Origin of the sequence: Mesorhizobium sp. M1338, assembly GCF_040318045.1 — a bacterium.
In the GTDB taxonomy this organism is placed as follows: Bacteria; Pseudomonadota; Alphaproteobacteria; order Rhizobiales; family Rhizobiaceae; genus Mesorhizobium.
Genome location: NZ_JAMYLL010000026.1, coordinates 15,734 through 41,497, shown reverse-complemented (window position 1 = coordinate 41,497; position 25,764 = coordinate 15,734). Strand labels below are relative to the sequence as shown.

Genomic DNA, 25,764 nt, shown 5'->3' with positions numbered 1-25,764 from the left:
CCGGATCCGCCCCTACTGCTCTTCCGTGGTCGTCATACCCGGGAATTCCGGCAGCCAGGGCAGCGCCGAGCGATGCCAGCTCTGCCTTCTCGGGACCAACTGTTCACGTTGCCGCGCCGTGCCGACCCGGATGCCATAAACCTTCGGCCCGTCGCCAACCGATGTGGCGTAGAGATGCGAGCCGCACTCGCCGCAAAAGCCCTGCGCGCGCTTGGCGCCGCTCGATCCTGTCTTGATATAGACCTTTGGCGCACCCTTGGTGATCCGGTACTGGCCTTCCGGCGCGCCCACGGTCACGCGAAAAGCCGTTCCGGTCAGTTGCTGGCAATCGATGCAGTGGCAGATTCCGGTGTTCTCCGGGTCGACCTCCGCCTCGTAGGTGATGGCGCCACAATGGCAGCCGCCGTCGATTTTCATCGTCGTTCCTCCAAAGTCTCTTTGATCTTAGCAAGGCAAGACCGTGAGGCAATGGCGCGGCGCTAGTCCAGCGCCGGATCGGACGCGGTCTCGATCAGCTTGCTCCGCTTTTCCCATGTGCCGGTGGTCTGCGGCTTGACGAATAGCCGCGTGATCTCCGGCATCTCCTTTTTCAGCCGCGCCTCCAGGCGCTCGACGCAAGCTTCGATCTCCGGCGCCGTCAGATGATCCTCGAACTCGATACTCAGGCCGGCAACGATCTCCGCCGGCCCCATATGGACGGTCAGGACGCCGTTCGCCTGCCGCACCGCCGGATCCTGCTGGGCGATCGCCAGCACCTGTCTCTGCACTTCGGGCGACGCCGGCTCGCCGATCAGCAGGCCCTTGCTTTCGCGGGCCAGGAAAATCGCCGTCGCGCCAAGGATCAGCCCAATACCGATCGAGGCGGCGCCGTCGAGTTCCGGCTTCTTCAGCAGTTCGGCCGCCAGGATGCCGGCAAAGGCGACGATCAGGCCGAGCAGGGCGGCACTGTCCTCGAACAGCACGGTATAGACGCTCGGATCCTTGCTCGATTGCACTGCCCGCAGCCAGCCCTGCTCGCCCTTCTGCTTGCGGAACTCCTTTAGCGCCACCAGCCATGAGCTGCCTTCGAACAGGAAAGAGAGGCCCAGGACGATATAGTTCACCTTGACGTTGGCGACCGGTTCCGGCGCCATGATGTGGATCACGCCCTCGTAGAACGAGACCCCGGCGCCCACGGCAAAGACGAGAAGTGCGACGATGAAGCTCCAGAAATAGAGTTCGCGCCCGTGACCGAGCGGATGCGTGCGGTCAGCCGGACGGGCGGCGCGATGCATGCCGTAGAGCAGCAAGCCGCCATTGCCGGTATCGACCATCGAATGCACGCCTTCCGACAGCATCGCCGAGCTGCCGGTGAAGAAGGCGGCGGCAAACTTGGTCAACGCGATGGCGAGATTGCCGGCCAGCGCCGCGTAGATCACCCTTTTTGAGCCGCCATGCCCAGCCATGGTGTGTGTCCCGTTAGATAAGCACCCAGCCTAACGGCCAGACGGCAGAAGCTCCACAGGCATCACAACGCACGAACCGCGGGCTCATTCAAGGCTGGCGTCCGTCAAAGACATTGCTGGTTAGAGATTGGCTGGCGGAAGACGGGGCTAGTCGACGATCTCTTCGGTCCACACCTTGAAGGCGGCGAGCGTGCCCGGCCCGAAAATATGGGTCAGCGGCACGTCGGCGGCGTCACGGCCGGAGGCGATCAGGATGCGGCCGATGCGCGGCGCATTGTTGCGCGGGTCGAAGACATGCCAGCGGCCGCCCAGATAAACCTCCATCCAGGCGCAAAAATCCATGCTCGCCCATGGCTTCGGCATGCCGATGTCGCTGATGTAGCCGGTGCAATAGCGCGTCGGGATGTTGAGTGCCCGGCAGAAGGTGACGGCAAGATGGGCGTAGTCGCGGCACACGCCGCTCTGTTCGCGATAGGCCTCCGCGGCGGTGCGTGTCGGCCGCGCGTTGCCGTAGTTGAAGACGATATGATTGTGGACGAAGTCGCAGACCGCCTGGACGCGTGGAATGCCAAGCGGCGTATGCCCAAACAGTCGCCATGCCTCGCTCGCCAGAAGGTCGCTCTCGCAAAACCGGCTGGGCAGCAGAAACAGCAGTGTGTCCGCCGGCAGGTCGCGCACCTCGTGCTGCCAGGCCATCAGGTCGCCCATCTCGAAGGTGCCGGGATCGCGGATCACGGCATCGGTGCCGAAGGTGAAACGCCCGGGCGGCGCAACGAACCGGTTGCACCAGTTGCCGAAACTGTCGCGGTAGCTCTCTATCGGCACCGGCGGTTTGGAGATCAGGAAATCCGGCCGCTCGAGATCGGAGGCACGCGAATAGTGGACATTCAGCATTGCGATGAGCGGCGTTTCCTGAGGAAAGTCGAAGCTCATCTCGCAGCCGATGTGGATTCGCATTGTCGTCCTGACGGCCTGCCTGACGATCACCCGGCGACGGCACGGGTTGATGCTGCAGTGCGAAAATGACCATGGCACGGACCGCCAGGGTTTACGAGCAAATTAGAGCAATTCCAGGAAAAGTGTGAAGCGGTTTTCCCGGGAAAACGCATAGCGTTTTCCCTTGGGAATTGCGTCAAAACAAAGAGTTAGAGCTATTCACCGTTTCCAGGAAACGGTGAATAGTTCTAGAAACCGGTTGAAAGCGATCCGCTGACGGTGACGGCAGTCGCTAACCCCTTGCAGTCGGGCGGTTCTCTTGTTTCACTTCGCTTCCCGCAATCGGAGGAACGAATCATGGCTAAAGGTGCGATGAAGGCAGGCAAGGAAGCCCGCAAGCCGAAGAAGGACGCCAAGAAGCCCGCCCCGGCTCCGGCCCTCAAGGCGCCGCCGGTGAAAGCGATGAAGCTCAAGGACAAGTAGGTCCGGCCAATTCGCTTCGGAATGGGATTTGCGACCGGCAACGGTGTGCCGGTCGTCGTTGATCGAGCGCCCGAAATTCTTATTTTGGCATGGCGGGGACGACCTCGCGCCTTCCCCGAAATCCGGTCGGGACGACCCGTCATTGGTCATCGGACTCCGAAAGATACTTTTCGGTCCGATGCCATGATGGAGCGTTGTCGATGTCTTGGATTTTTCTCTTTCTTGCCGGCCTGTTCGAGATCGGCTGGGCAATCGGCCTCAAATACACCGATGGCTTCTCGAAGCTGGTGCCGACCGTGCTGACCGTTGCCTCGATGATCGTCAGCCTCACGCTGCTCGGCCTGGCGCTGAAGGCACTGCCCGTCGGCACCGCCTATGCGGTATGGACCGGCATCGGCACCGTCGGCACGGCACTGCTCGGCATCTGGCTGCTCGGCGAGCCGGCCACCGCGATCAGGCTGGCCTGCATCGCGCTCATTGTCTGCGGCATCATGGGATTGAAGTTCGCCGCCTGACCATAGCGGCGGACAAGCACGTTCAGGGCCGCTGCGAGGCGACCCTGACCTTGAATTTGATGCTTGCCGCGAGGCTAGCGGGCGGAGAAGCCCGGAGGCGTCCTGCCGGTGCGCTGCTTGCGCGCCGCGTAGCGTGCGTCGCGCTTGGCCTTGCGTTCGGCTTCGTCGGCCAGAAAACGCGCGATGCGCTCGTTCTCTTCGGATTCCCGAATCTTGGCCTCGGCCTGCGCAGCTTCCTCGGCGGCGATACGTGCCGCCTCGGCAGCTGCCTCGCGCTCGGCCTTCTCGACCGCTTCGCGTGCCAGCTTTTCCTGCTTCAGCCGTGCCTTTTCAGCCTCGCGGATTTCGCGGGCCTCGAGGATCGCCTTGCGTTCGGCCTGCCGCGCCAGCACCGCGGGATCATCCGCCGCCGGCTTTGCCTTGAAGCGCTCGAGGAGCGCCTTCTTTGCCTCGTTTGCGGCGTTACGCCGCTCGAAAACGTCTTTTTCCCTGTAGATAGCCAAGTCCACTTCCCTGAAGTCAATTCGCGACGCTTACATACGCGCGAAAACCGAGAGTTCAAGCGCCAAAACGGCATGGCAGCCATGAAATTGTTGGCTGTTGCAGCCGGGAGACGCCTTTTCGGCCGAAACCGACATGCACTGTTCACCGTCCGCCCCTCTGGCGGCGAGGCCGGTCGGTCGCTACGTCTAGCGCCAAAACCCAACATCAGGATGACATTTAATGGAACTCGGTCTCTACACCTTCGCCGACGTCAGCCCGCACCCGGGCCCTGGCGCCATCGGTCCGCATGAGCGGCTGCGCAACCTGATCGAGGAGGTCGAACTGGCCGATCAGGTCGGTCTCGACGTCTTTGGCCTTGGCGAGCATCACCGGCCCGATTATGCCGCCTCCGCGCCGGTCGTGGCCCTGGCCGCGGCCGCCGAGCGCTCGAAGCGCATCAAGCTGACCAGCGCCGTCACCGTCCTGTCTTCCGATGATCCGGTGCGCGTCTTCCAACAGTTCGCCACGCTCGACCTTCTGTCGGGCGGCCGCGCCGAGATCATGGCCGGGCGCGGCTCGTTCATCGAATCCTTCCCGTTGTTCGGCTACAACCTCGAGGACTATGACGAGCTGTTCGCCGAAAAGCTCGACCTCCTGCTTGCCATCCGCGATAGCGTGACGGTGACCTGGTCCGGTAATCTGCGCGCACCGATCAACGATCGCGGCGTTTATCCGAGGCCTTTCCAGGACAGGCTGCCAGTCTGGATCGCCATTGGTGGCACGCCACAGTCTGCCGCCCGCGCGGGCGCGCTCGGGCTGCCGCTGGCGCTCGCCATCATTGGCGGTGAGCCGGCGCGTTTCGCGCCGCTGTTCGATCTCTACCGCGAGGCCGCCAAGCGCGCCGGCAGCGATCCGGCGGGCCTTGCCACCAGCATCAACGTGCACGGCTTCATCGCCGAAACGACCGAGCAGGCGGCCGACGATTTTTACGGCCCGCAGGCGGAGGTGATGAACCGCATCGGCCGCGAGCGCGGCTGGGGCCCGACATCGCGGGCGCATTTCGACCAGTCGCGCGGCCCGGACGGCGCCCTGTTCGTCGGCAGCCCCGAGCAGGTGGCCGAGAAGATCGTCGCCCAGCACAAGATCTTCGGCAATGACCGCTTCCTGCTGCAGATGGCGATCGGCACCATGCCGCATGCCAAGATCATGAAGGCGATCGAACTCTACGGCACCAGGGTGGCGCCGATCGTGCGCAAGGAAACGGCCAAGGCCGCACCGGCGCTGGCAGCGCCCGTCGCCTAAAGCCAATCGCAAGGCCCAATCACGGGCCTTGCCTGCAATGCCGGCTAACGGAACCTTGAGCCTGCGGAGGCGTTTTCGTCAGCGGAATGCACCAATTGCGGTGCGCCGCTGAGGGATCGTGATGAAAGCCGAACCCGCTGCGTTGGGCGCAGGCGTTGCCGATGAGCCGGATTCGCGCGTCGCGGCTCGCGCCGACACCCGTCTGACGCGCTCGCTGCTCGTCGGCATCTTCCTGTTCATGGCCATCTACGCGCTCTACTTCGCCCGCGCCTTCTTCATGCCGGTCATCCTGGCTTTCCTGCTGACGCTGACGCTGACGCCGATCGTCCGGCTGCTGCGCAAGCGCGGCATCCCTGAAGTGATTTCGGCAACCGTGCTGGTGCTGCTGTCGCTCTTCGTTTTCGCCAGTGCCGGCTATTTGCTCAGCGGTCCGGTCATCGATCTCATCAACAACACCTCGTCGATCGGCCAGCGGCTCACCGAACGGCTGGCGCAATTGCGGCGTCCGCTCGAGAAGATCATGCAGATTTCGCATCAGGTCGAACAGCTGACCGAGACCTCGCAGGAGCCGGGCATCCAGAAGGTGGCGGTGGCGCAGTCCGGCATTCTGTCGGCGGCGGCCAGCAACATCCTGTCGGCGGGAACAAGCCTCACCATAATTTTCGTGCTGTCGCTGTTCCTGCTCGCCTCCGGCACGATGTTCTACGAGAAGATCATCCAGTCCTTCGCTCGTCTCAGCGAAAAAAAGCGGGCCCTGCGCGTCGTCTATGACGTGGAACGGGAAATCTCGCACTATCTGCTCACTGTCACCATCATCAATGCCGGTCTCGGCACCGTCATCGGTCTTGGCCTGTGGGCACTCGGCGTGCCCAACCCGCAAGTCTGGGGCATCGCTGCCGCGATGCTCAACTTCCTGCCCTATGTCGGCGCCCTGTTGACCATCATACTTGTTACGATCATGTCGCTGATCAGCTTCGACACCATCTCCTACGCGCTACTTGCGCCGGCCTTCGTGCTGTTGTGCGATATCGTCGAAGGCCAATTCGTGACGCCGACAGTGGTCGGCCGCCGCCTCGAGATCAATGCCGTGGCGATCCTCATCGCCATCGCCTTCTGGTCGTGGCTGTGGGGCTTCGTCGGAGCCTTGATGGCGGTGCCGCTGCTGGTCGTCATCAAAGTGTTCTGCGATCATTTCGACGGGCTGAGCCATGTCGGCAATTTTCTCGCCGCACAGCACACGGCTGTCATCGAGGACGAGGACGTCGCCGACACCGAAACTGCAAAAGGCTGATCAATATTTTTGAATTTGCGGCGTCACCGGACGCTTCCTACATGCGGTCCTGACACAGGATACCGTTCATGACCGACCTTTCCGTCCTCGACCTGTCGCCGATCATCGAAGGCAGCGATGCCTCGCAATCGCTGGCCAATTCGCTTGATCTTGCCCGTCATGCCGAGCGGCTGGGCTACAAGCGCTTCTGGCTGGCCGAGCATCACAACATGCCGGGCATCGCCAGCGCCGCCACCGCGGTCGTCATCGCCCATGTCGCCGGCGGCACCAAGACCATTCGCGTCGGTGCCGGCGGTATCATGCTGCCCAACCATTCGCCCTTGGTGATTGCCGAGCAGTTCGGCACGTTGGCCGCCTTGCATCCGGGCCGCATCGATCTCGGCATCGGTCGGGCGCCCGGCACCGACATGGGCACGGCCCGCGCCTTGCGCCGCAACCTCGAGGCCGGGGTCGATAATTTTCCGCAGGATGTCGTCGAGTTGATGGGCTATTTCCAGCCGGCCGAGGAAGGCCAGCGCATCCGCGCCGTGCCGGGCGAGGGCCAGAACGTGCCGGTCTGGATCCTCGGCTCCAGCCTCTACGGCGCGCAGCTCGCCGCCATGCTCGGCCTGCCCTACGCCTTCGCCTCGCATTTCGCGCCGGCGGAGCTTGACCACGCGCTGGATGTCTATCGTTCGCGCTTCCAGCCGTCGGAGCAGCTCGACAAACCGCATGTCATGCTCGGCCTCAACGTCTTTGCCGCGCCCACCGACGCCGAGGCACGTTTGTTGTTCACCTCGTTGCAACAGGCTTTCGTCAATCTGCGCACCGGTCGGGCCGGCCGGCTGCCGCCACCTGTCGAGAACTATGACCGCGATCTCGATCCGATGGCCAAGACCATGCTCAGCCAGGCATTGTCCTGTGCCGTCGTCGGCTCCCCGGAAACGGTCAGGCAAGGCATCGACGCCTTCGTGCGCCGCACCGGCGCCGACGAGCTGATGGTCACCGCGCAGATATCAGACCATGCGGCGCGGGTGCGGTCGTTCGAGATCCTGGCCGAGGCGCACAAATCGCTGTCGCAAGCGGCCTGACAGTCCTGCTACGAGATACCCTTGGAAAGTGGCGTCCGCCTCGGTTAGAAGCGGTACACCTTTCGCAAGATCGAGCGCCCGCCAACGGGCGAAAACTACGCGCTCACGCTCTGCGCCATCGCTCCCAGCGGGCGGCATGAATTGCGGATCATCAGCCGGCCCTTGAGCACCAGCTTGCGCGGCGGCGCGTCCCTGTTGCCGGCGAGACGGTCGAGCAAGAGATTGGCGGCCTGCTCGCCGATCGCCTGCACCGGCTGGGCGACCGTGGTCAATTGCGGCTGGAACACATCGGACCACGGAAAATCGTCGAAACAGGCGACCGAAATGTCTTCCGGGCAGGACAGGCCGATGTCGCGGATCGCCTTCATGGTGCCGATCACCATCGGGTTGTTGGCCGAGAAGATCGCGCTTGGCCGATCGTGCGAGGAAAGCATCTGCATGGTGGCATTGTAGCCGTCGATCTCGTGGAAATTGCCGAAGCGGATCAACTCCGCGGCGATCGGCAGGCCGGCGGCGTGAAGCGCCTCGCGATATCCCGTCATGCGGTCATGCATCGGCGAAATGTCCGACGTGCCGGTGATGTAACCGATGCGCCGATGGCCGAGATTGATCAGATAGGTGATGGCGTCGAACACCGCGCGCTGGTTGTCGAGTACCACGGCATCGGTATCGACACCTTCGCAGAGACGGTCGAGCAGCACGACCGGCACATTGGCGTCGTCGACGATCCGTTTGAGGATCGCGCCGTCGCCGACGCGCGCCACAATCAGCCCGTCGACCATGCGGTCGAGCAGCAGCCTGATCTGGTCGTCCTGGGTGTTCAGGTCCTCGTCCGTGCAGCAAAGCATGACGGCGTAGCCGGCCCGGTCGAAGGCCTGCTGGATGACCGAGACGACATCCGTGAAGAACGGGTTGGTGATGTGCGGCACGGTCAAGCCGATAGTGCGGGTGGTGCCCATCTTCAGGCTGCGGGCGATCGCGTTGCGCTTGTAGCCGATATCGCGGATCGCCTGTTCGATGCGCTGGCTGAGCTCCGGGCTGACCGTTGCCGTGCCGTTGATCAGCGCCGACACCGTGGCGACCGATACACGCGCCGCTTCGGCGACGTGGAGCATGGTCGGCGCCGTGGATTTTCGGTTCCTAGTCCGCTTGGATGCTGCCATTTCGAAACGTTTCGCCGCCCCTCTATGTGCTATACCTACGGAATCTTGCAGTTTTTCGCAAGAATTGAAATAGGTCGGTTCAACATTATCAGATATCGGCTTGACATGATCGAAACGTTTAGATTAGCGTTTGGATGAGATTTGACGAGGACGGAAGGGAGGCCGCCATTGTCATGGAGCACGCGAGTTCCCTTTCCCCTGAGCACAACGCGGCGGATCGGTCAGACACCGTTCTGAGCGCCGAGCGCATCTCCAAGAGCTTCGGCGGCATCGCCGCCCTGGTCGATGTCGGCTTCGAGTTGCGGCGCGGCGAGGTTCATGCCCTGATGGGCGAGAATGGCGCCGGCAAGTCGACGCTGATGAAGATCCTCTCCGGCGTCTACACCGGCTATGAAGGCACGGTCAGCGTCGATGGCCGTCCCGTCAGCTTCGCCGGCGTGCGCGACGCCGAGGATGCCGGCATCGCCATCATTCACCAGGAACTCAATCTCGTTCCCGAACTCAGCGTCGCCGACAACATCTTCCTCGGCCGCGAGAAGCTGATCGCCGGGCTGATCGTCGACCGCAAGGCGAGCGGCCGCGCGGCGGGTGCTTTGTTGCAGCGGCTTGGCATCGAACTCGATCCGCAAGCCCGCGTCGGCGCCTTGCGCGTCGGCGAGCAGCAACTGGTCGAGATCGCCAAGGCGCTGTCGATGTCGGCACGCATCCTGATCATGGATGAGCCGACCTCGGCGCTGTCTCCGGCCGAATGCCAGCGGTTGTTCCGCATCGTCCGCCAGCTTGCCGACAGCGGTGTCGCCATCGTCTACATCTCGCACCGCATCGACGAGGTCATGCATCTGGCCAGCCGCGTCACCGTGTTTCGCGACGGGCGCCACGTCCTGACCAAGCCGATGGCCAGGCTCGACGAGGATGCGATCATTTCGGCGATGGTCGGCCGCAACCTGCTCGCGTCCTCCCAGGAAGAGCGCAACCCCAGTGGCAAGATCGTGCTTTCGGTCGAGAACCTGTCGCTGTCGAAGCCCGATGCCCATGGCTGGCGCACGGTGATCGACGGCGTCGGCTTCGATCTTGCCGCCGGAGAAATCCTCGGCATTGGCGGGCTGCTCGGCTCGGGCCGCACCGAGATCATGGAAGCGATCTTCGGCTCGAGCGATGGCCGCACCGGTGGCGAAATCCAGGTCGATGGCCTGCCCGTGGATATCCGTTCGCCCCGCGACGCAAGGCGGCTGGGCATCGCGCTGGTGACCGAAGACCGCAAGACGCAAGGCCTGCATCTGCAGGCATCGATATCGGACAATGTCGCGCTGCCGCTGGTCGGTTCGCTGGCGCGCTTCGGCATCCGCTCGCTGGCCGGCGAGCAGGGGTTGGCGCGGCAGGCGGTCAAGGCGCTCGGCATCCGCTGCCAGGACATCGACCAGCCCGCCGGCACGCTGTCGGGCGGCAACCAGCAGAAGGTCGTCATCGGCAAGTGGCTGGCGACGAAGCCAAGGGTGCTGTTGTTGGACGAGCCGACGCGCGGCATCGATGTCGGCGCCAAGCGCGAGATCTACGACCTCATCTTCAAGCTGGCGCGCGACGGCCTCGCCATCGCCGTCATAAGTTCGGAACTGCCGGAGCTTTTGCATCTCTCCGACCGCATCCTGGTGATGGCCGATGGCCGCCAGACAGGCATTCTTTCCCGCGCCGCGGCAAGCGAGGAGGCCATCATGCGCCTCGCCGCGCCGCGCCGGAGCATATCGAGACCAGCCGCATGACTGCCCTGAAACTCCTGTCCCAAACCAAGCTCTATTGGGGCCTGATCGCCATCTTCCTGATCGGCGTGCTGGGCTCGCCGATGAGTTCGAAAGGCAACAACATCTTCCTGTCCTACGGCAACCTGCTCGATGTGCTGCGCCAGGTCTCGACCACCGGCCTGATCGCCACCGGCATGACGGCGGTCATCATCACCGGCGGCATCGATCTCTCCGTCGGCTCGCTGATGGCCATCTGTTCGGTGGTCTGCGCCATGCTGCTGACGGTTCCAGGCGTGACGCCGGGCGTCGTGCTGGGCGTGCCGACTGTCGCCTTGGTGGCGCTTTGCCTCGGCTTCGTCGTCACCCGCTTCATCTTCCAGAACCTCGCAAAGTCCCGTGCCGGGGCCGATGTTGCCCGAGAGGTCAGGCTTGACGGCATTCGTGGCCTGGTCACGCCCGCTGTCGTCGGCGTGGTCCTGTGCTGCCTGTCCCTGTGGTACCTGCTGCCGCAGATCGATTCGAAATTCGGCGTGCTCGGCGTGCTGCTGGTGGCGCCGTGCGTCGGATTGCTGTTCGGCGCGCTCAACGGCTTCATCATCGTTGCCGGACGCCTGCAGCCCTTCATCGTCACCCTGGCGATGATGGTGACGGCGCTCGGCATCGCCCGGCTGACCGCCGGCCAGAACAATGCGGTGCTGCCGGTCTATACCAGCTCGAACGCCACCGCCGATTTCGAAATCCTGCGCTCGCTGGTGTTCGGCATCATCCCGATGCCCGGCCTGTTCTTCCTCGGCGCCATCCTGATCTATGGCGCGGTGCTGCGCTTCACGCCGTTCGGCCGCTATGTCTATGCCATCGGTGGCAATGAGGAAGCGGCGCGCCTCTCCGGCATCGCCGCCGGCCGCGTCAAGATCGCCACCTATGCCGTCTCCGGGCTGCTCGCCGGCATCGCTGCCGTGCTTTATGTCGCGCAATACCGGCAAGGCAAGCCGGATGCCGGCGCCGGGCTGGAGCTCGACGCCATCGCCGCCGTCGTCATTGGCGGCACCAGCCTGATGGGCGGGCGCGGCAGCCTCACAGGCACGTTCTGCGGCGTGCTGATCTTCGGGCTGCTCTCCAACATCCTGCAGCTCCACAACATCAATTCGAACCTTCAGCTGGTGCTGAAGGGGATGATCATCATCGGCACCGTGCTCGTGCAGGAGCGCAACGCCGGTGATCTCCTGGCCTATCTGCGCCTGCCAGGCGGGCAAACGGCGCGCAAGGAAACGGCCGCGGCAAAGCGGCCGTCGCAAGAGACACCGTCTCTCAATCTCGGAGGAAACAAAAATGAAACGACGTGACATGCTGAAGCTTGCCGCCATGACCGCGGCACTGCTGACCACCACCGCGCTGCTGACCACCGGCAATGCATATGCCCAGGACAAGAAGTGGAAGATCGGCTTCTCCCAGGTGACGACCATCGAGCCCTGGCGCGCGCAGTTCAACAAGGACATCCTGGCCGAAGCCGCCAAGCATCCCGAGGTCGAGCTGATCATCACCGACGGCGAGGACAAGACCGAAAAGCAGGTCGCCGATGTCGAGAACCTGATCCGTCAGGAGGTCGACGCGCTGCTGGTGTCACCGAAGGAATCCGCCGGCCTGACCGGCGTCGTGCAGCAGGCGATCGATGCCAAGATCCCGGTCTTCGTGCTTGATCGCAATGTCGACACCAAGGACTATACCCAGTTCGTCGGCGGCGACAACGCGCTGATCGGCCGCGCGGCCGGCGAATATGCCGTCGAACTGCTTGGCGGCAAGGGCAAGGCATCAGGCAATGTCGTCGAGATCTGGGGCGGCATGGGCACCCAGCCGGCGCATGATCGCCATGACGGCTTCCATGAATTCACCGACAAGGAGCCTGGCATCAAATATCTGCTCGACCAGCAATCGGGCGACTGGAAGCAGGACCAGGCCTACAATCTGATGGCCAACGCGCTGAAGAGCAACGAGAAGATCGATCTCGTCTACGGCCACAACGACCCGATGGCCTATGGTGCCTATCTCGCCGCCAAGGACGTCGGCCGCGAGAAGGACATCAAGTTCATCGGCATCGACGGTCTGCCAAACGAAGGCGTGCAGATGGTGAACAAGGGCGAGCTGACGGCGACCTTCACCTATGTCACCCCCGGCGCCGAAGGCCTGCGCCAGTCGATCAAGTTCCTCAACGGCGAGAAGGTCGAAAAGACCATCACTCTGCCGACCGAGAAGATCACCAAGGAAAACGCCGCCCAGGTGCTGAAGGACAACGGCCTCTGAGCAACAGAACGTGAGGGCATAACTCAGCGCTGCCCCTCATCCGCCTGCCGGCACCTTCTCCCCGTATAAGTGACGGGGAGAAGGGAACTGTCGCAAACGCCAGCTCCTTTTTGCAACGCTGGTGATTGGTCAAATCATCTGTGACGGCGTCTCCCCGTCACTATACAGTCACTATACGGGGAGAAGTGCCCGGCAGGGCGATGAGGGCAGCGCAGACCGACAAAGTTTGCCAACCCAGTCTCGAAAATGCCAGCCCCTACATCAATGGGGCAGCGCTTACGCCAGCTTGGCCAGCAGTTTCATGAAGGTGGCGATCTCCTTGACCGAGAGCGGCGCCAGCGTTTCCCTTGTGATCTCGCGGGCCAGGGGAATCAGGCGCTCGATCGCATCGCGACCTTCCGCGGTCAGGTTAACCAGCAGCCGTCGCTTGTCAATCTCGTGCTTGGAGAGCTCGACAAGGCCGCGCGCCTTCAGCCGGTCGATGACACCCTTCACCGTCGCCGCGTCCATGGCGATCAGCGTGCCGAGCTGGTTCTGCGAGGTCTCGCCGACATCGCGCAGCTTGGCGAGTGCGGCGAATTGCGGCGGCGTCAGGTCGCCGATATGCGCGGCGAAGATCGAGACATGGCGCTGGTGCGCCTTGCGCAGGATGAAGCCGACCTGCTCCTGCAGGTGGTAATCCTGGTCGTCGGGCTCTTCGACCTCGACCAGCTTGAGCAGATTGTCCTCGGCGCTCACCGCAGCCCATCCCAGGCCTTGATGTCCTCGGCTGCCAGCCCGCCCATGCGGTCGTGCACGCGCGGGCCGCAGGTCATGGCGAGGCAAAACAGGATTTCGTCAGCGCGTGGCCCGTCATTGATGCCGACTTCCATGGCGTCGAAATGGCTGCGCACATAGGCGGCGTTGATGTGGCCGAGCGGCACGTCGAGCCTTGAACCGAAAGCGCCGACCTTCTTCGCCGACGGCACGATCGCCTTGGCGTCGCCGAGCCGCTCGCGCATGGCGTAGCCGCCGGGCACATGCCAGAGCGCGCCATGTTCCAGCTCACCCGCCGTGCCGACAATGGCGCCCTTGCCATAGCCGTCGATTTGCTTGACGTCGCCGCCGAGCGCGGCGATCAGCCGGTCGGCGAGCAGCAGGCCGAGCGGCTTCAGATCATCCATGGCGCTTTGCAAGTCCTCGACATAGCGCCCGGCGAACGGGTTCTTCACCAGCGCCATGGCAGCGGCGCGGCGGCGCGGCACTTGGGCCACCGGCCCGCCCTCGTGAAAGATCTCCTCGGTCAGAACCGCGATCTTGCGGATCGGAAACTCAGGCATGCGCAACTTCCTTCCCTGGACTTTTGTTGGGCGCGGCAAGCGCCATGGAACCATCGATGCGGGTCTGGCCGGCAAGGAAGAGCGCCGATGCGGCGATCAATCCCCTGCGGCGGAAATCTTCGGCGACGGCAAGCCCGCTGTCCAGCGCCATGGCGATCTCCGCTGGAGAAAGCCGGCCGACTTCTTGCGTGACAAGCCTGTCGCCAAGGTCGCTGTCAGGCGCCAGATCGCGCGCCGGCACACGCCGGACGGCTGGATGGCCGGGAAGATCGACGGCGTTGGCGATCAACGTCGCGGCGGCATCGGCATCGGCTCCGGTCTTCGCGAGCACGGTGACGGCGTCGGCAATGCCCAGCGAGAACGAGCGCCCGCGCCACCCGCTGGTGGCAACGCCGCGCACGCCATCCTCGGCGCGAATGACGATGCGGTCGGCCAGACCGTGTCCGGTGCCGGCAATCGCAAGCGTCATCGATTGGCCGGCGCCGAGATGAATCGCACTGTCGCCGCCATTGTTGACATAGGCGCGATCGAGCCGACGGTCCGCCAGCAGTGCGCCAAGTATTTCGTCGGCTACTGAACCGGCAACGGCCGCCATCGGAGTGATGAAGCTTTCGGCCAACGGCACCACAGCCGCTTCCATACGCCGCGCTGTCGGACCGACGAAGGCGCGCGGCCGCAACGCGGCTGGGCGGCGCAGTTCGGGTAGCTCATCAACCAGCTCGGTCAAAATGGCCTGGAAGCGCGCCGCTGCCTGCTCATAGGCCAGGCGGCGTTCGCCTGCCTCGCCAAAGGCTTTGACGATCAGGTCGATCGGCCCGTGGTTGAGATGCAGCCGCTTGCCGTCCTGCAGCCAATGCACTTGTGGGCCGTCCATCACCCGGTCTCGTTCGACGCAGCGCGGCGCAATTGCGCCAGCGGCGGCCATGGATTGCCGGCCGCAGCACCAGTGCCGCGGCGCGGATTGAGGTATTCGCCACCCTTGGCGACGATGTCCTCGACACTGCGGATCTCGGCCTCGTAGCCGCCCAACCTGATGTAGTCGTCGCGACGCAGGGTGAATTCGATCGGCGCGACCAGCGCCGGGGTCGGCACATAGCCGAAGGCACCTTCCGGCACCCTTGTGACATCGACCATCAGCGTGATGCCGCCGCCTGGCCAGACATAGACCGGCGCGCCGCCGACCGTGACATAGGTGGTCAGGCCTTGCACGGAACGGGTCAGGTTGACCGGGTTTTCGGTGACGCCGGCGCGCAGCGAACCGCCGGCGCCGCCGATGAACAGCACGGTGCACAAAGCCGGCTCGCAATTATCCTCGATCAACTCGACGGACTTTTGCAGCCGTTCGGGAAACGGCTTTTGCACCGGCTTCAGCTCGTCGTCGAGCTCGTAATAGGCGAACTGCTCGCCGGTGGTCGAAACCATCAGCAGCGACAGGCCGGGCCGCGCGCCCTTCTTGGCATTCCATTCGCCGAGGATCGACAGCGGGTCGGATATGCTGGTGCCGCCCCAGCCGAGGCCGGGTTCGGAAACCTTGAAATAGCGGCCCGGCGTCGAGCGGCGGCCGATGATTTTTATGCCGGTGTCCTGCCAGCCCAACACCTTGCCGGCCTGATGCTCCGAGACGACGCCGGTGATGTGGTCGTCGACCACCACCACCTCGTCGACCAGGCCGCGCCATTGCGTGGCGAACATGCCGATGGTGGCCGAGCCGCACCCGACACGCATGCGGTGTTCCTGCTTGCCGTCGATAACAGGCGGTTTGCCGGCTTCGACTGTGATGGTGGCGCCGCCGTCGATGGCCAGTTCCACCGGCTTGCGGTTGCACAGATTGAGCAGCGCGTCACAGGTGGCGCGGCCCTCGGCCTTGGAGCCGCCCGTCAGATGATGAACGCCGCCCAGCGACAGCATCTGCGAGCCATATTCGCCCGTGGTGACATGACCGATCGCTTCGCCTGCCGCGCGGACAATGGCGGTCTCCGGGCCTAGGTGGCGGTCAGTGTCGATCTTCACCTTGACGCCACAGTAGGAGAAGATGCCCTCGGTGACGACGGTGACAAGATCGACGCCCTCGACCTCCTGGCTGACGATGAAGGGGGCCGGCTTGTAGTCGGGGTAGGTGGTGCCGGCACCGATGGCGGTGACGAAGCGGCGGCCGGTGTTGACCAGTTCGCCGTCCCATGCCTCGCCCTCGGCAACGAACGGCACGATTGCCGCGCCGGTCTCCGCCGCATGGTCGAGGATGGTCAGCGGATCCATCCGCACGATTCTGCCGCCGACATTGCCGTAGCGGTCGCAGGCGCCGGTGCGACCATCGGCGATGTAGCACATCACCGGACAGGCATCGCAGCGGATCTTTTCCGCCACCAGCTTCTCGCCGGGATCGTGGGTTTCGAAGCGCTCGGCAAGCTCGCTCATCGGCGTGCCTCCTTTTCGCGAATGGCGGCGCGGATACGCGTCGGCGTCGCCGGAACCTTGGTGACCAGCACGCCGGTTGCGTGCCTGATGGCATTGAGGATCGCCGGCGCCGTCGGGATCAGCACATGCTCGCCCAACCCCTTGGCGCCAAACGGTCCTTCCGGATCCGGAACTTCTATCAGGATGGACTCGATCGGTGGCACATCACCGATCGTCGGAATGAGATAGTCGTGCAGATTCTCGGTGCGGCCGGGGATATACTCCTCCATCAGCGCCATGCCGATGCCTTGCGCGATGCCGCCTTCGATCTGGCCCTCGACCAGCAGCGGGTTGATCGCCTTGCCGACATCGTGCGCGGCGGTGATTTTCAGCAGCTTCACCGTGCCAAGCTTGAGATCGACCTCGAGCTCGGCGATCTGCGCGCCATAGCCATAGACCGCATAGGGCTTGCCCTGGCCCTTGGCGTCAAGCGGCAGCGTCGGCGGGTCGTAGGTCTCCTCGGCGCGGAAGACGAAGCCTTCGGCATCCACGTCGAGCGAGGCGAGGTCGATACGGCGAGTGGCTTCACCTTCGCGGATGGCGATCGCCGGGCCGTCGAGTTGCAGCGACGCCTTTTCGGACACATTGGCGAAACGCAGGATCTGTTCGCGCAAGGCGCGGCCGGCCTTTTCGGCTGCCTTACCGGTGACGAAGGTCTGGCGCGAGGCCGATGTCTTGCCGGCGTCGGGGCTGATGGCCGTATCGGCGCTCCTCAGCTGGAATTTCTCCAACGGCAGGCCAAGCGCATCGGCGCAGATCTGGGTGATGACCGTGTTCGAACCCTGGCCGATATCGACGGCGCCCTGGTGCAGGATGACCGCGCCGTTCGCCGCGATGCCGACCCGGATGGTCGATGGATTGGGCAGCGAAGTGTTGCCGCAGCCGTACCAGCAGGACGCGATGCCAACGCCGCGCTTTCTATCCCGGTTGGCACTGTTGAACGCATCCGCATCGGCCGTCGCGCGCGCCCAATGCGGCCGCAGCGATTCGAGGCATTCGGCGATGCCGACGCCTGAGTCCAGCCGCTGCCCGGTAACTGTTTCGGAGCCGTTCCGAAGGCAGTTCTTCAGGCGAAAATCTAGTCGGTCCATGCCGAGCTTGCCGGCCAGCTCGTCGTAGAGCGTCTCCTGCATAATCGTCGCCTGCGGCACGCCGAAGCCGCGGAAGGCGCCGGAAATCGGACCATGGGTATGGATGGCGCGGCCCTCGGCGCGATAGTTCGGCGTCGCATAGGGTCCGGAGGCATGCACCGGCACGCGGTTGGCGACCGTCGGCCCCCAGCTGGCATAGGCGCCGGTGTTGAAATCGCCTTCGAAGATCATGCCGGTGACAAGGCCATCGGCATCGGTGCCGATCGTCGCCTTCATCTCGGCTGGATGGCGCTTGGTGGTCGACATCATCGATTCGTTGCGGGTGTAGGCAAGGGCCGCCGGTCGGCCGGTCTTTAGCGCCACGAGGCCGATCAGCGGCTGCAGCGAGACATCGAGCTTTGAGCCGAAGCCGCCGCCGGTCGCCGTCGGCACGATGCGCACCTTGTCGACGGGGAGACCGAGCACCTTCGCCGTCTCGTCGCGGTCCATATACGGCGCCTGGGTGCAGGCGACGACCACCAGCGTGTCGCCGTCCATATAGGCGTGGCCGGCTTCCGGCTCGATATAGGCATGCTCGACATAGGAGGTGTCGATGGCACCGGAAACCGTGACGGCGGCACTGGCAAGAGCAGCCTCCGGATCGCCGCGCTCGACGAAGCCGGAGGTCAGCAGGTTGGAAGGGCGGTTCTGATGGATCGGCGCGGCACCCTCGGCCTGGGCCTCGCAAGGCTGCAGGACATGCGGCAGTTCGGTCCAGCGGACAGGGAAATCCGACAAATCGAGATCGAGCATCGCCTCGCGCTCGCCGGCGACCAGCGCCACCGCCTCGCCGCGAAACCGCGCAAACCCTTCGGCGAGCGCCGGCTGGTCGGCGAACGGCCCGATGACGCCGAAACAATTCTTGCCGGGAATGTCGGCGGCGGTGAAAACAGCGACGATGCCGGGATGTGCCTTCGCCCAGCCGTCGAGGTGACCGAAGGCGAAGCCGGCGTGATAATGCGGCGAGCGGACCACCAGCACGGCCAGCGCGTCGGCAGGGAAAGAATCGCCGCCGAATTTTTCACCGCCGGTGACTTTTGGCACGCCGTCGAGCCTGACAGGGGAGGAGCCAATCGCTTGGCCGGATCGAGGCAAGCGGAAATCGAGATTTGCTGGTTGCAGCGACGCATCCATCACCGCCGCGATGATCTTCCGGTAGCCGGTGCAGCGGCACAGAATTCCGCCCAGCGCATCCTGCACCTCGGCTTCGGTCGGGCTGGGCTGCTTGTCAAGCAATGCGGTTGCCGCGACCAGCAGCGCCGGCGTGCAGATGCCGCACTGCGCCGCGCCATGGGCAAGGAACGAGGCTTGCAGCGCCGACAGCCGGCCATTGGCGAGGCCTTCAATGGTTGTAACCGACGTTCCGGCAGCGGAGGCAGCCGACATCAGGCAGGCGCAGACGGGATCGCCGTCGACCAGCACCGTGCAGGCGCCGCAGTCGCCGGCGTCGCAGCCGACCTTGGTGCCGGTCAGCAGCAGTTCGTCGCGCAATACCGAGGACAGCCGGCGCAGCGGCGGTACGTTGACCGAAATGGCGTCGCCATTGACCTCGAAGGCGATATCGGACCGTGCAGCGCCGAAGCCAGGCAGGACGTTGCCTGGAACGGGCAGGGCTTCATTCATTTCAGGTCGAATCTGGCTCATGCCGCCACCTCGTCGCCGGTCGTCCGCCCCACAGCCGCAAGCACGGCGCGGGCAACGATCTCGCGCACCGCATCGAGCCGATACTCGGCACTGCCGCGCACATCGGCTATCGGCGACAGTTCGCCCATCGGCGCGGACAGGACCGCATCGGCGAGCGCTTGGCCGGCGGGCAGCCCGCGCAGAGCAGCCTCGACGCCGGCAAGCCGCTCGGCCACCACCGAGCAGGAGCCGGCGGCGACCGCCGCTTCCGCAACAATGCCATTCTCGACAACCAGACGCGCCGCCACCATGGCAATGGAGATCACAAGGTAGCGCCGCGCGCCGAGCTTGACGAAAGCCGATGTGCCAGTGGCGGATCGTTTCGGCACGCGGATGGCCGTCACCATCTCGCCGGGCAGCAGAGCCGTGCGGCGGTTGCCGAGGATGAAGTCCTGTAGTGGCAGATGACGTGTCGCCGCCACGGACCGCAGCTCGACCTCGGCATCGAGGACGAGCAAGGCAGGCACGCCGTCAGCGGCAGGCGAGGCGTTGCAGAGGTTGCCGGCGACCGAGGCGACGTTCTGGATCTGCGCCGAGCCGACCTCGCGCGCCGCCTGCTTCAGCGCGTCGAAGGATGGCGGCAAGGAATGGCGGACGATGTCGGTCCAGGTCGTGCGCGCGCCGATGACGAAGTGGCCGCCCGTCTCGGCAATGCCGCGCAGCGCCGCCAGGCCATTGATGTCGAGAACATTGTCGCGGAAGGGTTTGCTGCCCTGTGCCGGATAGAAATCGGTGCCGCCGGCAAGGATGCGCCAGGCGCCCTCGCCAAGCAAAGCGAGCGCTTCGTCGACCGAGGTGGGTTTCGCGTAACGGATCACGCTTTGCCTTCCAGAAAAGAGGTCTTCCAGAAACCGGTATTTCGAAAGACCCCGCCGGCATCGGCGGCCGGGTAAATTCATTCGTATGCAAATGATATCAAGCCGGCAGGATTTGTCAAAGCCGGAGTTTGCGGCGGCTCGGCCGGCACGCATTTGTTATGCGGCCAGAGGTTGACGCGGCCGGCCATCTGGTCAAGTTTCTGCCTCGGGTCGCGACAGCGGCATCGAGGCAGAGAGAAGGAAGCCGCATGGCCGACGAAGCGCTTGTCGTCATCGACCTGCAGAACGACTTTTGCCCGGGCGGCGCGCTGGCGGTCGCTGGTGGCGACGAGATCGTGCCGCTGGTCAACGACCTGATTCGGCACGCCGATCACGTCGTGCTGACGCAGGACTGGCACCCCGCCGGCCATTCCAGCTTTGCTTCCAGCCATCCCGGCGCGCAGCCTTTCACAATGATCGAAATGCCCTATGGCCAGCAGACGCTGTGGCCGGACCATTGCATCCAGGGCAGCCTGGGCTCTGACTTCCATTCCGGCCTTGCCTGGACCAAGGCCGAACTCGTCATCCGCAAGGGATTTCGGCCCGATATCGACAGCTATTCGGCCTTTTTCGAGAATGATCGCAAGACGCAGACCGGCCTTGCCGGCTATCTCCGGGAACGCGGCATCGACACGCTGACCCTGGTCGGGCTGGCGACCGATTTCTGCGTTGCCTTCTCGGCGCTGGACGCCGTCAGCCAGGGCTTCAAGACGACCGTCAGGCTTGATGCCTGCCGTGGCATCGATCTCAACGGTTCGCTCGATACAATGCTGCACCGCATGCGCGACGCCGGAGTGACGCTCGAAGATCCCTTGTCGGATTGATCGGACCGTGGGGCGCAAGAGGGGCTTTTTACCGACCGCGGCGGGTGTGATGGCGGGTGCCGCAATCGCTGCCGCGATGCTCTTCCCGGCGCAGGCCTTGGCGGCGGAGGAACACGGTCTGCCCGGCGCCGTGATGTCGCTGTGGTGGGCGCTGCCCTTTGCCGGGCTGCTGTTGTCGATCGCCACTGGTCCTCTGCTCTTCCACCATGTCTGGGAGCATCACTACGGCAAGATCGCAGCCCTGTGGGCCGCTCTGGTGATCGTGCCGCTGGCCCTTGCCTTCGGCGTCCCCTCGGCGACCGAGGCGGTGTTGCATGCGGTGCTCACCGAATACATGTCGTTCATCATCCTGCTGTTTGCGCTGTTCACCATTTCGGGCGGCATTCTCGTCGCCGGCAACATTCACGGCACGCCGCTGGTCAATGCCGGGCTGTTGCTGGTCGGCGCACTACTCGCCTCGGTCATCGGCACGACCGGCGCCTCGATGATCCTGATCCGGCCGATCCTGCGCGCCAACGACAACCGCCCGTTCAACGCCCATGTCGTGATCTTCTTCATCTTCCTGGTCTCCAACATCGGCGGCTCGCTGACCCCTTTGGGCGATCCGCCACTGTTCGTCGGTTTTCTCAGAGGCATCGACTTCTTCTGGACGACCGCCAACCTCTATCGCGAGACGCTGTTCGTCGGCGGTGTCGTGCTGGCCGTCTTCCTAGGCATCGACATCGTCCTGCACCGGCGCGAGGCTGGCGCGCCGAAGATCAAGGATCCGACACCGGATACGAAGGTGCGCCTGCGCGGCCTGGCCAACGTTCCACTGCTGGCCGGCGTGATCGGTGCCATTCTGCTGTCGGCGGCCTGGAAGCCGGGCGTGAGCTTTTCCGTCCTCGGCGTGAGTCTCGAGCTGCAGAACCTGGCGCGTGACGCCATCATCCTGGCGCTCGCCTTCCTTTCGCTCGCCGTCTCTTACAAGAGCCACCGCGAGGCGAACGGCTTCAATTGGGGACCGATCGCGGAAGTCGCAAAGCTGTTCGCCAGCATCTTCATCTGCATCGTGCCGGTCGTCGCCATCTTGAGAGCCGGACATGACGGCGCGCTGGCGCCCTTGGTCGCCCTCGTCTCCTCGCCCTCGGGCGCGCCCAGCGACATCGCCTATTTCTGGCTGACCGGGGCGCTGTCGTCTTTCCTCGACAATGCGCCGACCTATCTGGTGTTCTTCGAGCTTGCCGGCGGCGATCCACGGCACCTGATGACGGAATTCGCCTCGACCTTGGCGGCGATCTCGGCCGGCGCGGTGTTCATGGGCGCCAACACCTATATCGGCAATGCGCCGAACTTCATGGTCTACGCCATAGCCCGCCATCGCGGCGTCAGGATGCCGGGCTTTTTCGGCTATATGGCATGGTCCGGCCTTGTGCTGATCCCGACATTCCTGATCGCGGGTTTTCTGTTTTTCGGCTGATCAACCGACACCGACGTAGCGGCGCACCGCCGACGGATCGGCGCGCAGCTCCTCGACATCGACCGTCTCGCGATTGCGGCCGTTTTCGATGAACGCAACGCGGTCGGCGACGGACAGCACGGCATCGACCCGTTGCTCGACCAAAATGGTCGAAACGTCCATGTCACGCAGCTTCGACACCGTCTCGCGGATCTTGGCGATCATCGACGGCATCAGGCCCTCGGTCGGCTCGTCGAGCAGCAGCACCCCCGGCTCCAGGCAAAGCGCGCGCGCCATCGCCAGCATCTGCTGCTCGCCGCCGGACAGCGTGCCGGAGCGTTGCCGCAGCCGCTGGCGCAGCAGCGGGAACAGGTCGAGCACGTTTTCGCGCGTCGCCTTGCCCTTGCCGCGCGCCATCAGCCCGATCTCGATGTTTTCCGCCACCGTCATCTCGGCGAACAGCCGCCTTCCCTGCGGTACATAGGCGACCCCGGCCCTGGGCACCTCGTGCGCCGGCAGTCCTGTCAATTCCTGGCCGTCGAGCCTTATCGAGCCGGCGCTTGAGGGAACCAGCCCCATGATGGCCTTGAGCGTCGTCGTCTTGCCGGCGCCATTGCGGCCGAACAGGCACAGCACCTCGCCTTTGTTCAGCGTGAGGTCGAGGCCATAGAGCACCTGCACTTCGCCATAGAAGCAGTCGAGCCCCGAGATGCTGAGTGCTTTAGACTTAGGTTCAGCCTTGTTTGTTTCGGTCATGGGGCGGTCCCCAGATAGGCTTCCTGCACCGCGGCATTCTCGCGGATCGCCTCGGGCGTGCCTTCGGCCAAGATCTTGCCGGCATTGAAGACGGTGATGCGGTCGGCCAGTTGCATGACGACAGGCATGTTGTGCTCGATCAGAAGCACGGTGGCGTTTTCAGCGATCTCGCGCACCAGAGTGATGAAATTGTCGATCTCGCTGTCAGCAAGGCCTTGCGTTGGCTCATCGAGAATCAGCAGGCGCGGCTTCAGCGCCAGGCCCATCGCCACTTCCAGCAGGCGCTGATGGCCGTAGGACAATTGCCCGGCCGGCATGTGGGCGCGATCGGCCAGCCCCGTGCGTTCGAGCGCCGCCATGACGCCGGCCCGCACCGCACCCTTCGAGCGGCCGTCGCTCAAAGTCCGCTGCACCGGCAGCGCGACATTGTCGTAGGCGGAAAGATTGGCAAAGACGCTGGTGATCTGGAACGTGTAGGCAATGCCCTTGCGGACCCTGATATAGGCCGGCTGGCTGGTGATGTCGGTGCCATCGAAGACGATCATGCCGGAAGACGGCTGGATGCGGCCGCTGACCAGGCTGACGAAAGTGGTCTTCCCCGCCCCGTTGGGGCCGATGACGGCGCGGATTTCGCCCGGCATCAGCTCGAAATCGACGCCGTCGACGGCACGCAGGCCGCCGAAGTTGCGCGACAGACCCTTGGTGGTCAGAAGCGGCATCATGGCAGCCATCCGAGCCAACGCTGGCGGATGCTGCCCAGAATGCCTTTCGGGAAAAACAGCACCAGCAGGATCAGCGCGATGCCGACGATCAGCAGATAGGCCGAGGTGTAGCCGCTGGTGATGTCGATGACATAATACATGAACAGCGTGCCGACCAGCGGCCCGAGCGTCGTGGCCGCACCCCCGAGCAGCACCCACAGCAGCGGCAGGATCGAATACTGCACAGAGGAGAAGCTCGATCCGACATAGCCGAACAGCAGCGCATAGGCGGCGCCCGAGGCAGCGCAGATGGTGCCGGAGATGACGACGGCGGCAAGCTTGTTCGAAAACGTATCGTAGCCGAGCATCTTCGTCCGCTCCTCGTTTTCGCGGATGGCGACCAGCACGCGCCCATATCTGGAGCGGACGATGGCGAGAGTGACGAGTAGCACGAGCGAAAACAGGCCGAGCGCCGTCATGTAGCGCACGGTCGGATTGGTGAGATCGAGCGACGTCGCGCCGAAGCTGAGCACCCGCGCCGGCTGCGGCACGACCATGCCCTGGTCGCCGCCGGTCCATGCCGCGAAATAGAGGATGAGGAGATAAAAGACCTGGGCGAACATCATGGTGACGATCATGAAGGCGACACCCGTGGTGCGCAGTGCCAGCAGGCCGATCGCCAGTGCCAGGACAGCACCGCTGGCAATTCCGCCTAGGAAAGCCAATGGTACGCTCCAGCCGAGCTGGATGACGGCAAGGCCGGCGCCATAGAGCCCGGCGGCAAAGAACATGGCGTGGCCGAGGCTGAGCAGGCCGACATAGCCGAACAGCATGTTGTAGCCCATGGTGAAGACCGCCAGCACCATGATGCGGGCGAGCAGGCCGTGATAATAGTCCGGTAAAAGGAAGCTCAGCACGAAGAGCAGCGCGATGACGCCGAGATGCAGTGCGTAGGCTTTTGCCGGCGAGGCTTCGCTCATCGCGATGCCGTCCCGAACAGGCCTTGCGGCCGGAACACCAGCACCATGGCCACCAGCAGCGTGGCGATGATCCTGGCCAGCGTCGGCGAGAAGAACATCGAGATGATGCCGTCGGACAGGCCGATCAGCACGGCGGCGACGACGGTGCCGCGCAGCGAACCGAGGCCACCGATGATGACGACGATGAAGGACAGCAGCAGCGGGTCCTGCCCCATCAGATAATGCGCCTGGCTGATCGGCACGATCAGCACCGCGGCGATAGCCGCCAGCATGGCTCCAAGCGCGAAGACGCCGCCATAGACGCGGCCGACGGGAATGCCGAAGGCCTGCGCCGTCTCGCTGTCATACTGCGTGGCGCGCATGACGAGGCCGATCTTGGTGCGCGTCAGCACCAGCCATGTCGCGAGCAGCAGCAGCGCCGAAGCGGCGATGATCGATAGCTTGTAGCCGGAGTAGCCGAACCAGGGCAAAAGGATGCGGTAGCTGAACGGCGGCTCCACCGGCCGCGCCTCCGGCCCGTAGAAGGTCAGCGCCAGCTGCTGGATGATATAGAGCATGCCGATGGTGGCGACGATGGTGGCTTCCGGATTGTAGTTGAGCCGGCGCAGCACCAGCCGTTCGGCGACCAGCGCTATGGCGCCGACGATCAGCGGCGCAATCACCAGTGCCGCCAGGAAGCCGAGCGCCGGATGGCCCCCGATCGCCGTGGTGATCGCCCAGGCGAGCACGGCGCCGAGCATGAAAAACTCGCCATGCGCGACATTGACCACCCGCATGACGCCGAACACCAGCGACAGCCCAAGCGCGGTCAGCGCCAGCACCGCCGACGTGACGAGGCCTTCGAGGGCGGCGAGGAGGAGATGGGGACCAAAGTGCATCGGCTACACCCCAATGGGTGCG

25 protein-coding genes are annotated in these 25,764 nt (G+C 64.3%); 10 read left to right on the top strand and 15 right to left on the bottom strand.

Features of this window, described 5'->3' with window-relative positions:
• Positions 1-12: 12 nt before the first annotated feature.
• From NKH19_RS21255 to NKH19_RS21245, 3 genes are all read right to left on the bottom strand, one after another.
• The gene (locus tag NKH19_RS21255; protein WP_352870099.1) at positions 13-417 is read right to left on the bottom strand and encodes a GFA family protein; all 405 of its coding nucleotides are present in this window, start codon (positions 415-417) and stop codon (positions 13-15) included.
• 62 nt (positions 418-479) lie between these two features.
• Complete coding sequence (locus NKH19_RS21250) at positions 480-1,445, bottom strand: cation diffusion facilitator family transporter (protein ID WP_352870098.1); 966 nt, start codon at positions 1,443-1,445, stop codon at positions 480-482.
• Positions 1,446-1,592: 147 nt separating this feature from the next.
• Positions 1,593-2,402 (bottom strand): transglutaminase-like domain-containing protein, encoded by an 810-nt coding sequence (locus tag NKH19_RS21245; RefSeq protein ID WP_352870097.1) that lies wholly within the window; start codon positions 2,400-2,402, stop codon positions 1,593-1,595.
• 336 nt (positions 2,403-2,738) lie between these two features.
• Between NKH19_RS21245 and NKH19_RS21240 the strand changes: the two genes are divergently transcribed.
• Both NKH19_RS21240 and sugE read left to right on the top strand, forming a co-directional pair.
• The gene (locus NKH19_RS21240; protein ID WP_013528464.1) at positions 2,739-2,864 is read left to right on the top strand and encodes a hypothetical protein; all 126 of its coding nucleotides are present in this window, start codon (positions 2,739-2,741) and stop codon (positions 2,862-2,864) included.
• A gap of 200 nt (positions 2,865-3,064) precedes the next feature.
• Positions 3,065-3,379: a quaternary ammonium compound efflux SMR transporter SugE gene (gene sugE / locus NKH19_RS21235; protein WP_352870096.1), complete on the top strand. Its 315-nt coding sequence runs from the start codon at positions 3,065-3,067 to the stop codon at positions 3,377-3,379.
• 74 nt (positions 3,380-3,453) lie between these two features.
• Here sugE and NKH19_RS21230 read toward each other — a convergent pair whose 3' ends face one another.
• The gene (locus NKH19_RS21230; protein WP_109667244.1) at positions 3,454-3,882 is read right to left on the bottom strand and encodes a DUF6481 family protein; all 429 of its coding nucleotides are present in this window, start codon (positions 3,880-3,882) and stop codon (positions 3,454-3,456) included.
• 220 nt (positions 3,883-4,102) lie between these two features.
• Here NKH19_RS21230 and NKH19_RS21225 point away from each other — a divergent pair, with 220 nt between their 5' ends.
• The 3 genes from NKH19_RS21225 (at position 4,103) to NKH19_RS21215 (ending at position 7,525) form a co-directional block, all read left to right on the top strand.
• Entirely contained in the window at positions 4,103-5,164 is a 1,062-nt protein-coding gene (locus NKH19_RS21225) for an LLM class flavin-dependent oxidoreductase (RefSeq protein WP_352870095.1), read from the top strand.
• 121 nt (positions 5,165-5,285) lie between these two features.
• The gene (locus tag NKH19_RS21220) at positions 5,286-6,455 is read left to right on the top strand and encodes an AI-2E family transporter (RefSeq protein ID WP_352870094.1); all 1,170 of its coding nucleotides are present in this window, start codon (positions 5,286-5,288) and stop codon (positions 6,453-6,455) included.
• A 68-nt stretch (positions 6,456-6,523) separates the two neighbouring features.
• Positions 6,524-7,525: an LLM class flavin-dependent oxidoreductase gene (locus tag NKH19_RS21215; RefSeq protein ID WP_352870093.1), complete on the top strand. Its 1,002-nt coding sequence runs from the start codon at positions 6,524-6,526 to the stop codon at positions 7,523-7,525.
• A 95-nt stretch (positions 7,526-7,620) separates the two neighbouring features.
• Here NKH19_RS21215 and NKH19_RS21210 read toward each other — a convergent pair whose 3' ends face one another.
• Entirely contained in the window at positions 7,621-8,640 is a 1,020-nt protein-coding gene (locus tag NKH19_RS21210) for a LacI family DNA-binding transcriptional regulator (RefSeq protein ID WP_352870092.1), read from the bottom strand.
• Between the two features lie 221 nt (positions 8,641-8,861).
• On the opposite strand from NKH19_RS21210, the gene NKH19_RS21205 reads away from it, so the two are divergent.
• The 3 genes from NKH19_RS21205 to NKH19_RS21195 are packed head-to-tail and all read left to right on the top strand — an operon-like array spanning position 8,862 to position 12,722.
• Positions 8,862-10,445, top strand: coding sequence for a sugar ABC transporter ATP-binding protein (locus tag NKH19_RS21205; RefSeq protein ID WP_352870091.1), 1,584 nt, complete (start codon positions 8,862-8,864; stop codon positions 10,443-10,445).
• Complete coding sequence (locus NKH19_RS21200; RefSeq protein ID WP_352870090.1) at positions 10,442-11,767, top strand: ABC transporter permease; 1,326 nt, start codon at positions 10,442-10,444, stop codon at positions 11,765-11,767. The genes NKH19_RS21205 and NKH19_RS21200 overlap by 4 nt, the downstream gene beginning before the upstream one ends.
• Positions 11,754-12,722 (top strand): substrate-binding domain-containing protein, encoded by a 969-nt coding sequence (locus NKH19_RS21195; protein WP_352870089.1) that lies wholly within the window; start codon positions 11,754-11,756, stop codon positions 12,720-12,722. The genes NKH19_RS21200 and NKH19_RS21195 overlap by 14 nt, the downstream gene beginning before the upstream one ends.
• Before the next feature lie 276 nt (positions 12,723-12,998).
• Here NKH19_RS21195 and NKH19_RS21190 read toward each other — a convergent pair whose 3' ends face one another.
• Genes NKH19_RS21190 through NKH19_RS21165 form a run of 6 tightly spaced genes read right to left on the bottom strand, consistent with a single transcriptional unit; the run spans position 12,999 to position 20,126 of the window.
• On the bottom strand, positions 12,999-13,460 hold the full coding sequence (locus NKH19_RS21190) for a MarR family winged helix-turn-helix transcriptional regulator (protein ID WP_352870088.1): 462 nt from the start codon (positions 13,458-13,460) through the stop codon (positions 12,999-13,001).
• Complete coding sequence (locus tag NKH19_RS21185) at positions 13,457-14,041, bottom strand: amino acid synthesis family protein (protein WP_352870087.1); 585 nt, start codon at positions 14,039-14,041, stop codon at positions 13,457-13,459. Before NKH19_RS21185 ends, NKH19_RS21190 begins: the two co-directional genes overlap by 4 nt.
• Positions 14,034-14,915 (bottom strand): UPF0280 family protein, encoded by an 882-nt coding sequence (locus tag NKH19_RS21180; RefSeq protein ID WP_352870086.1) that lies wholly within the window; start codon positions 14,913-14,915, stop codon positions 14,034-14,036. The genes NKH19_RS21185 and NKH19_RS21180 overlap by 8 nt, the downstream gene beginning before the upstream one ends.
• Entirely contained in the window at positions 14,915-16,456 is a 1,542-nt protein-coding gene (locus NKH19_RS21175) for a 6-hydroxynicotinate reductase (RefSeq protein ID WP_352870085.1), read from the bottom strand. The genes NKH19_RS21180 and NKH19_RS21175 overlap by 1 nt, the downstream gene beginning before the upstream one ends.
• On the bottom strand, positions 16,453-19,248 hold the full coding sequence (locus tag NKH19_RS21170; RefSeq protein WP_502910994.1) for a molybdopterin-dependent oxidoreductase: 2,796 nt from the start codon (positions 19,246-19,248) through the stop codon (positions 16,453-16,455). The genes NKH19_RS21175 and NKH19_RS21170 overlap by 4 nt, the downstream gene beginning before the upstream one ends.
• 17 nt (positions 19,249-19,265) lie before the next feature.
• Positions 19,266-20,126, bottom strand: coding sequence for an FAD binding domain-containing protein (locus NKH19_RS21165; protein ID WP_352870083.1), 861 nt, complete (start codon positions 20,124-20,126; stop codon positions 19,266-19,268).
• Positions 20,127-20,374: 248 nt separating this feature from the next.
• On the opposite strand from NKH19_RS21165, the gene pncA reads away from it, so the two are divergent.
• The gene (pncA, locus tag NKH19_RS21160) at positions 20,375-20,989 is read left to right on the top strand and encodes a bifunctional nicotinamidase/pyrazinamidase (protein ID WP_352870082.1); all 615 of its coding nucleotides are present in this window, start codon (positions 20,375-20,377) and stop codon (positions 20,987-20,989) included.
• A 49-nt stretch (positions 20,990-21,038) separates the two neighbouring features.
• Complete coding sequence (locus tag NKH19_RS21155; protein ID WP_352870081.1) at positions 21,039-22,448, top strand: sodium:proton antiporter; 1,410 nt, start codon at positions 21,039-21,041, stop codon at positions 22,446-22,448.
• On the opposite strand, the gene NKH19_RS21150 is transcribed toward NKH19_RS21155, so the two are convergent.
• The 4 genes from NKH19_RS21150 to NKH19_RS21135 are packed head-to-tail and all read right to left on the bottom strand — an operon-like array spanning position 22,449 to position 25,742.
• Positions 22,449-23,183 (bottom strand): ABC transporter ATP-binding protein, encoded by a 735-nt coding sequence (locus NKH19_RS21150; RefSeq protein ID WP_352870080.1) that lies wholly within the window; start codon positions 23,181-23,183, stop codon positions 22,449-22,451. It lies immediately after the preceding gene.
• Complete coding sequence (locus tag NKH19_RS21145) at positions 23,180-23,905, bottom strand: ABC transporter ATP-binding protein (RefSeq protein ID WP_352870079.1); 726 nt, start codon at positions 23,903-23,905, stop codon at positions 23,180-23,182. Before NKH19_RS21145 ends, NKH19_RS21150 begins: the two co-directional genes overlap by 4 nt.
• Positions 23,902-24,864, bottom strand: a complete 963-nt coding sequence (locus NKH19_RS21140) for a branched-chain amino acid ABC transporter permease (RefSeq protein ID WP_352870078.1) — start codon at positions 24,862-24,864, stop codon at positions 23,902-23,904. Before NKH19_RS21140 ends, NKH19_RS21145 begins: the two co-directional genes overlap by 4 nt.
• Positions 24,861-25,742 (bottom strand): branched-chain amino acid ABC transporter permease, encoded by an 882-nt coding sequence (locus tag NKH19_RS21135; protein WP_352870077.1) that lies wholly within the window; start codon positions 25,740-25,742, stop codon positions 24,861-24,863. The genes NKH19_RS21140 and NKH19_RS21135 overlap by 4 nt, the downstream gene beginning before the upstream one ends.
• Positions 25,743-25,764 lie beyond the last annotated feature (22 nt).

Bases quoted from the DNA above. Each gene is read 5' to 3' on its own strand.
- NKH19_RS21195 (WP_352870089.1), top strand. From the start codon at position 11,754: ATGAAACGACGTGACATGCTGAAGCTTGCCGCCATGACCGCGGCACTG.
- NKH19_RS21220 (WP_352870094.1), top strand. From the start codon at position 5,286: ATGAAAGCCGAACCCGCTGCGTTGGGCGCAGGCGTTGCCGATGAGCCG.
- NKH19_RS21210 (WP_352870092.1), bottom strand. From the start codon at position 8,640: ATGCTCCACGTCGCCGAAGCGGCGCGTGTATCGGTCGCCACGGTGTCG.
- NKH19_RS21155 (WP_352870081.1), top strand. From the start codon at position 21,039: ATGGCGGGTGCCGCAATCGCTGCCGCGATGCTCTTCCCGGCGCAGGCC.
- NKH19_RS21150 (WP_352870080.1), bottom strand. From the start codon at position 23,183: ATGACCGAAACAAACAAGGCTGAACCTAAGTCTAAAGCACTCAGCATC.
- NKH19_RS21140 (WP_352870078.1), bottom strand. From the start codon at position 24,864: ATGAGCGAAGCCTCGCCGGCAAAAGCCTACGCACTGCATCTCGGCGTC.
- NKH19_RS21175 (WP_352870085.1), bottom strand. From the start codon at position 16,456: ATGAGCGAGCTTGCCGAGCGCTTCGAAACCCACGATCCCGGCGAGAAG.
- NKH19_RS21135 (WP_352870077.1), bottom strand. From the start codon at position 25,742: ATGCACTTTGGTCCCCATCTCCTCCTCGCCGCCCTCGAAGGCCTCGTC.
- sugE (WP_352870096.1), top strand. From the start codon at position 3,065: ATGTCTTGGATTTTTCTCTTTCTTGCCGGCCTGTTCGAGATCGGCTGG.
- NKH19_RS21225 (WP_352870095.1), top strand. From the start codon at position 4,103: ATGGAACTCGGTCTCTACACCTTCGCCGACGTCAGCCCGCACCCGGGC.
- NKH19_RS21185 (WP_352870087.1), bottom strand. From the start codon at position 14,041: ATGCCTGAGTTTCCGATCCGCAAGATCGCGGTTCTGACCGAGGAGATC.
- pncA (WP_352870082.1), top strand. From the start codon at position 20,375: ATGGCCGACGAAGCGCTTGTCGTCATCGACCTGCAGAACGACTTTTGC.
- NKH19_RS21245 (WP_352870097.1), bottom strand. From the start codon at position 2,402: ATGCGAATCCACATCGGCTGCGAGATGAGCTTCGACTTTCCTCAGGAA.
- NKH19_RS21250 (WP_352870098.1), bottom strand. From the start codon at position 1,445: ATGGCTGGGCATGGCGGCTCAAAAAGGGTGATCTACGCGGCGCTGGCC.
- NKH19_RS21215 (WP_352870093.1), top strand. From the start codon at position 6,524: ATGACCGACCTTTCCGTCCTCGACCTGTCGCCGATCATCGAAGGCAGC.
- NKH19_RS21240 (WP_013528464.1), top strand. From the start codon at position 2,739: ATGGCTAAAGGTGCGATGAAGGCAGGCAAGGAAGCCCGCAAGCCGAAG.
- NKH19_RS21200 (WP_352870090.1), top strand. From the start codon at position 10,442: ATGACTGCCCTGAAACTCCTGTCCCAAACCAAGCTCTATTGGGGCCTG.
- NKH19_RS21180 (WP_352870086.1), bottom strand. From the start codon at position 14,915: ATGGACGGCCCACAAGTGCATTGGCTGCAGGACGGCAAGCGGCTGCAT.
- NKH19_RS21205 (WP_352870091.1), top strand. From the start codon at position 8,862: ATGGAGCACGCGAGTTCCCTTTCCCCTGAGCACAACGCGGCGGATCGG.
- NKH19_RS21255 (WP_352870099.1), bottom strand. From the start codon at position 417: ATGAAAATCGACGGCGGCTGCCATTGTGGCGCCATCACCTACGAGGCG.
- NKH19_RS21170 (WP_502910994.1), bottom strand. From the start codon at position 19,248: ATGAATGAAGCCCTGCCCGTTCCAGGCAACGTCCTGCCTGGCTTCGGC.
- NKH19_RS21145 (WP_352870079.1), bottom strand. From the start codon at position 23,905: ATGATGCCGCTTCTGACCACCAAGGGTCTGTCGCGCAACTTCGGCGGC.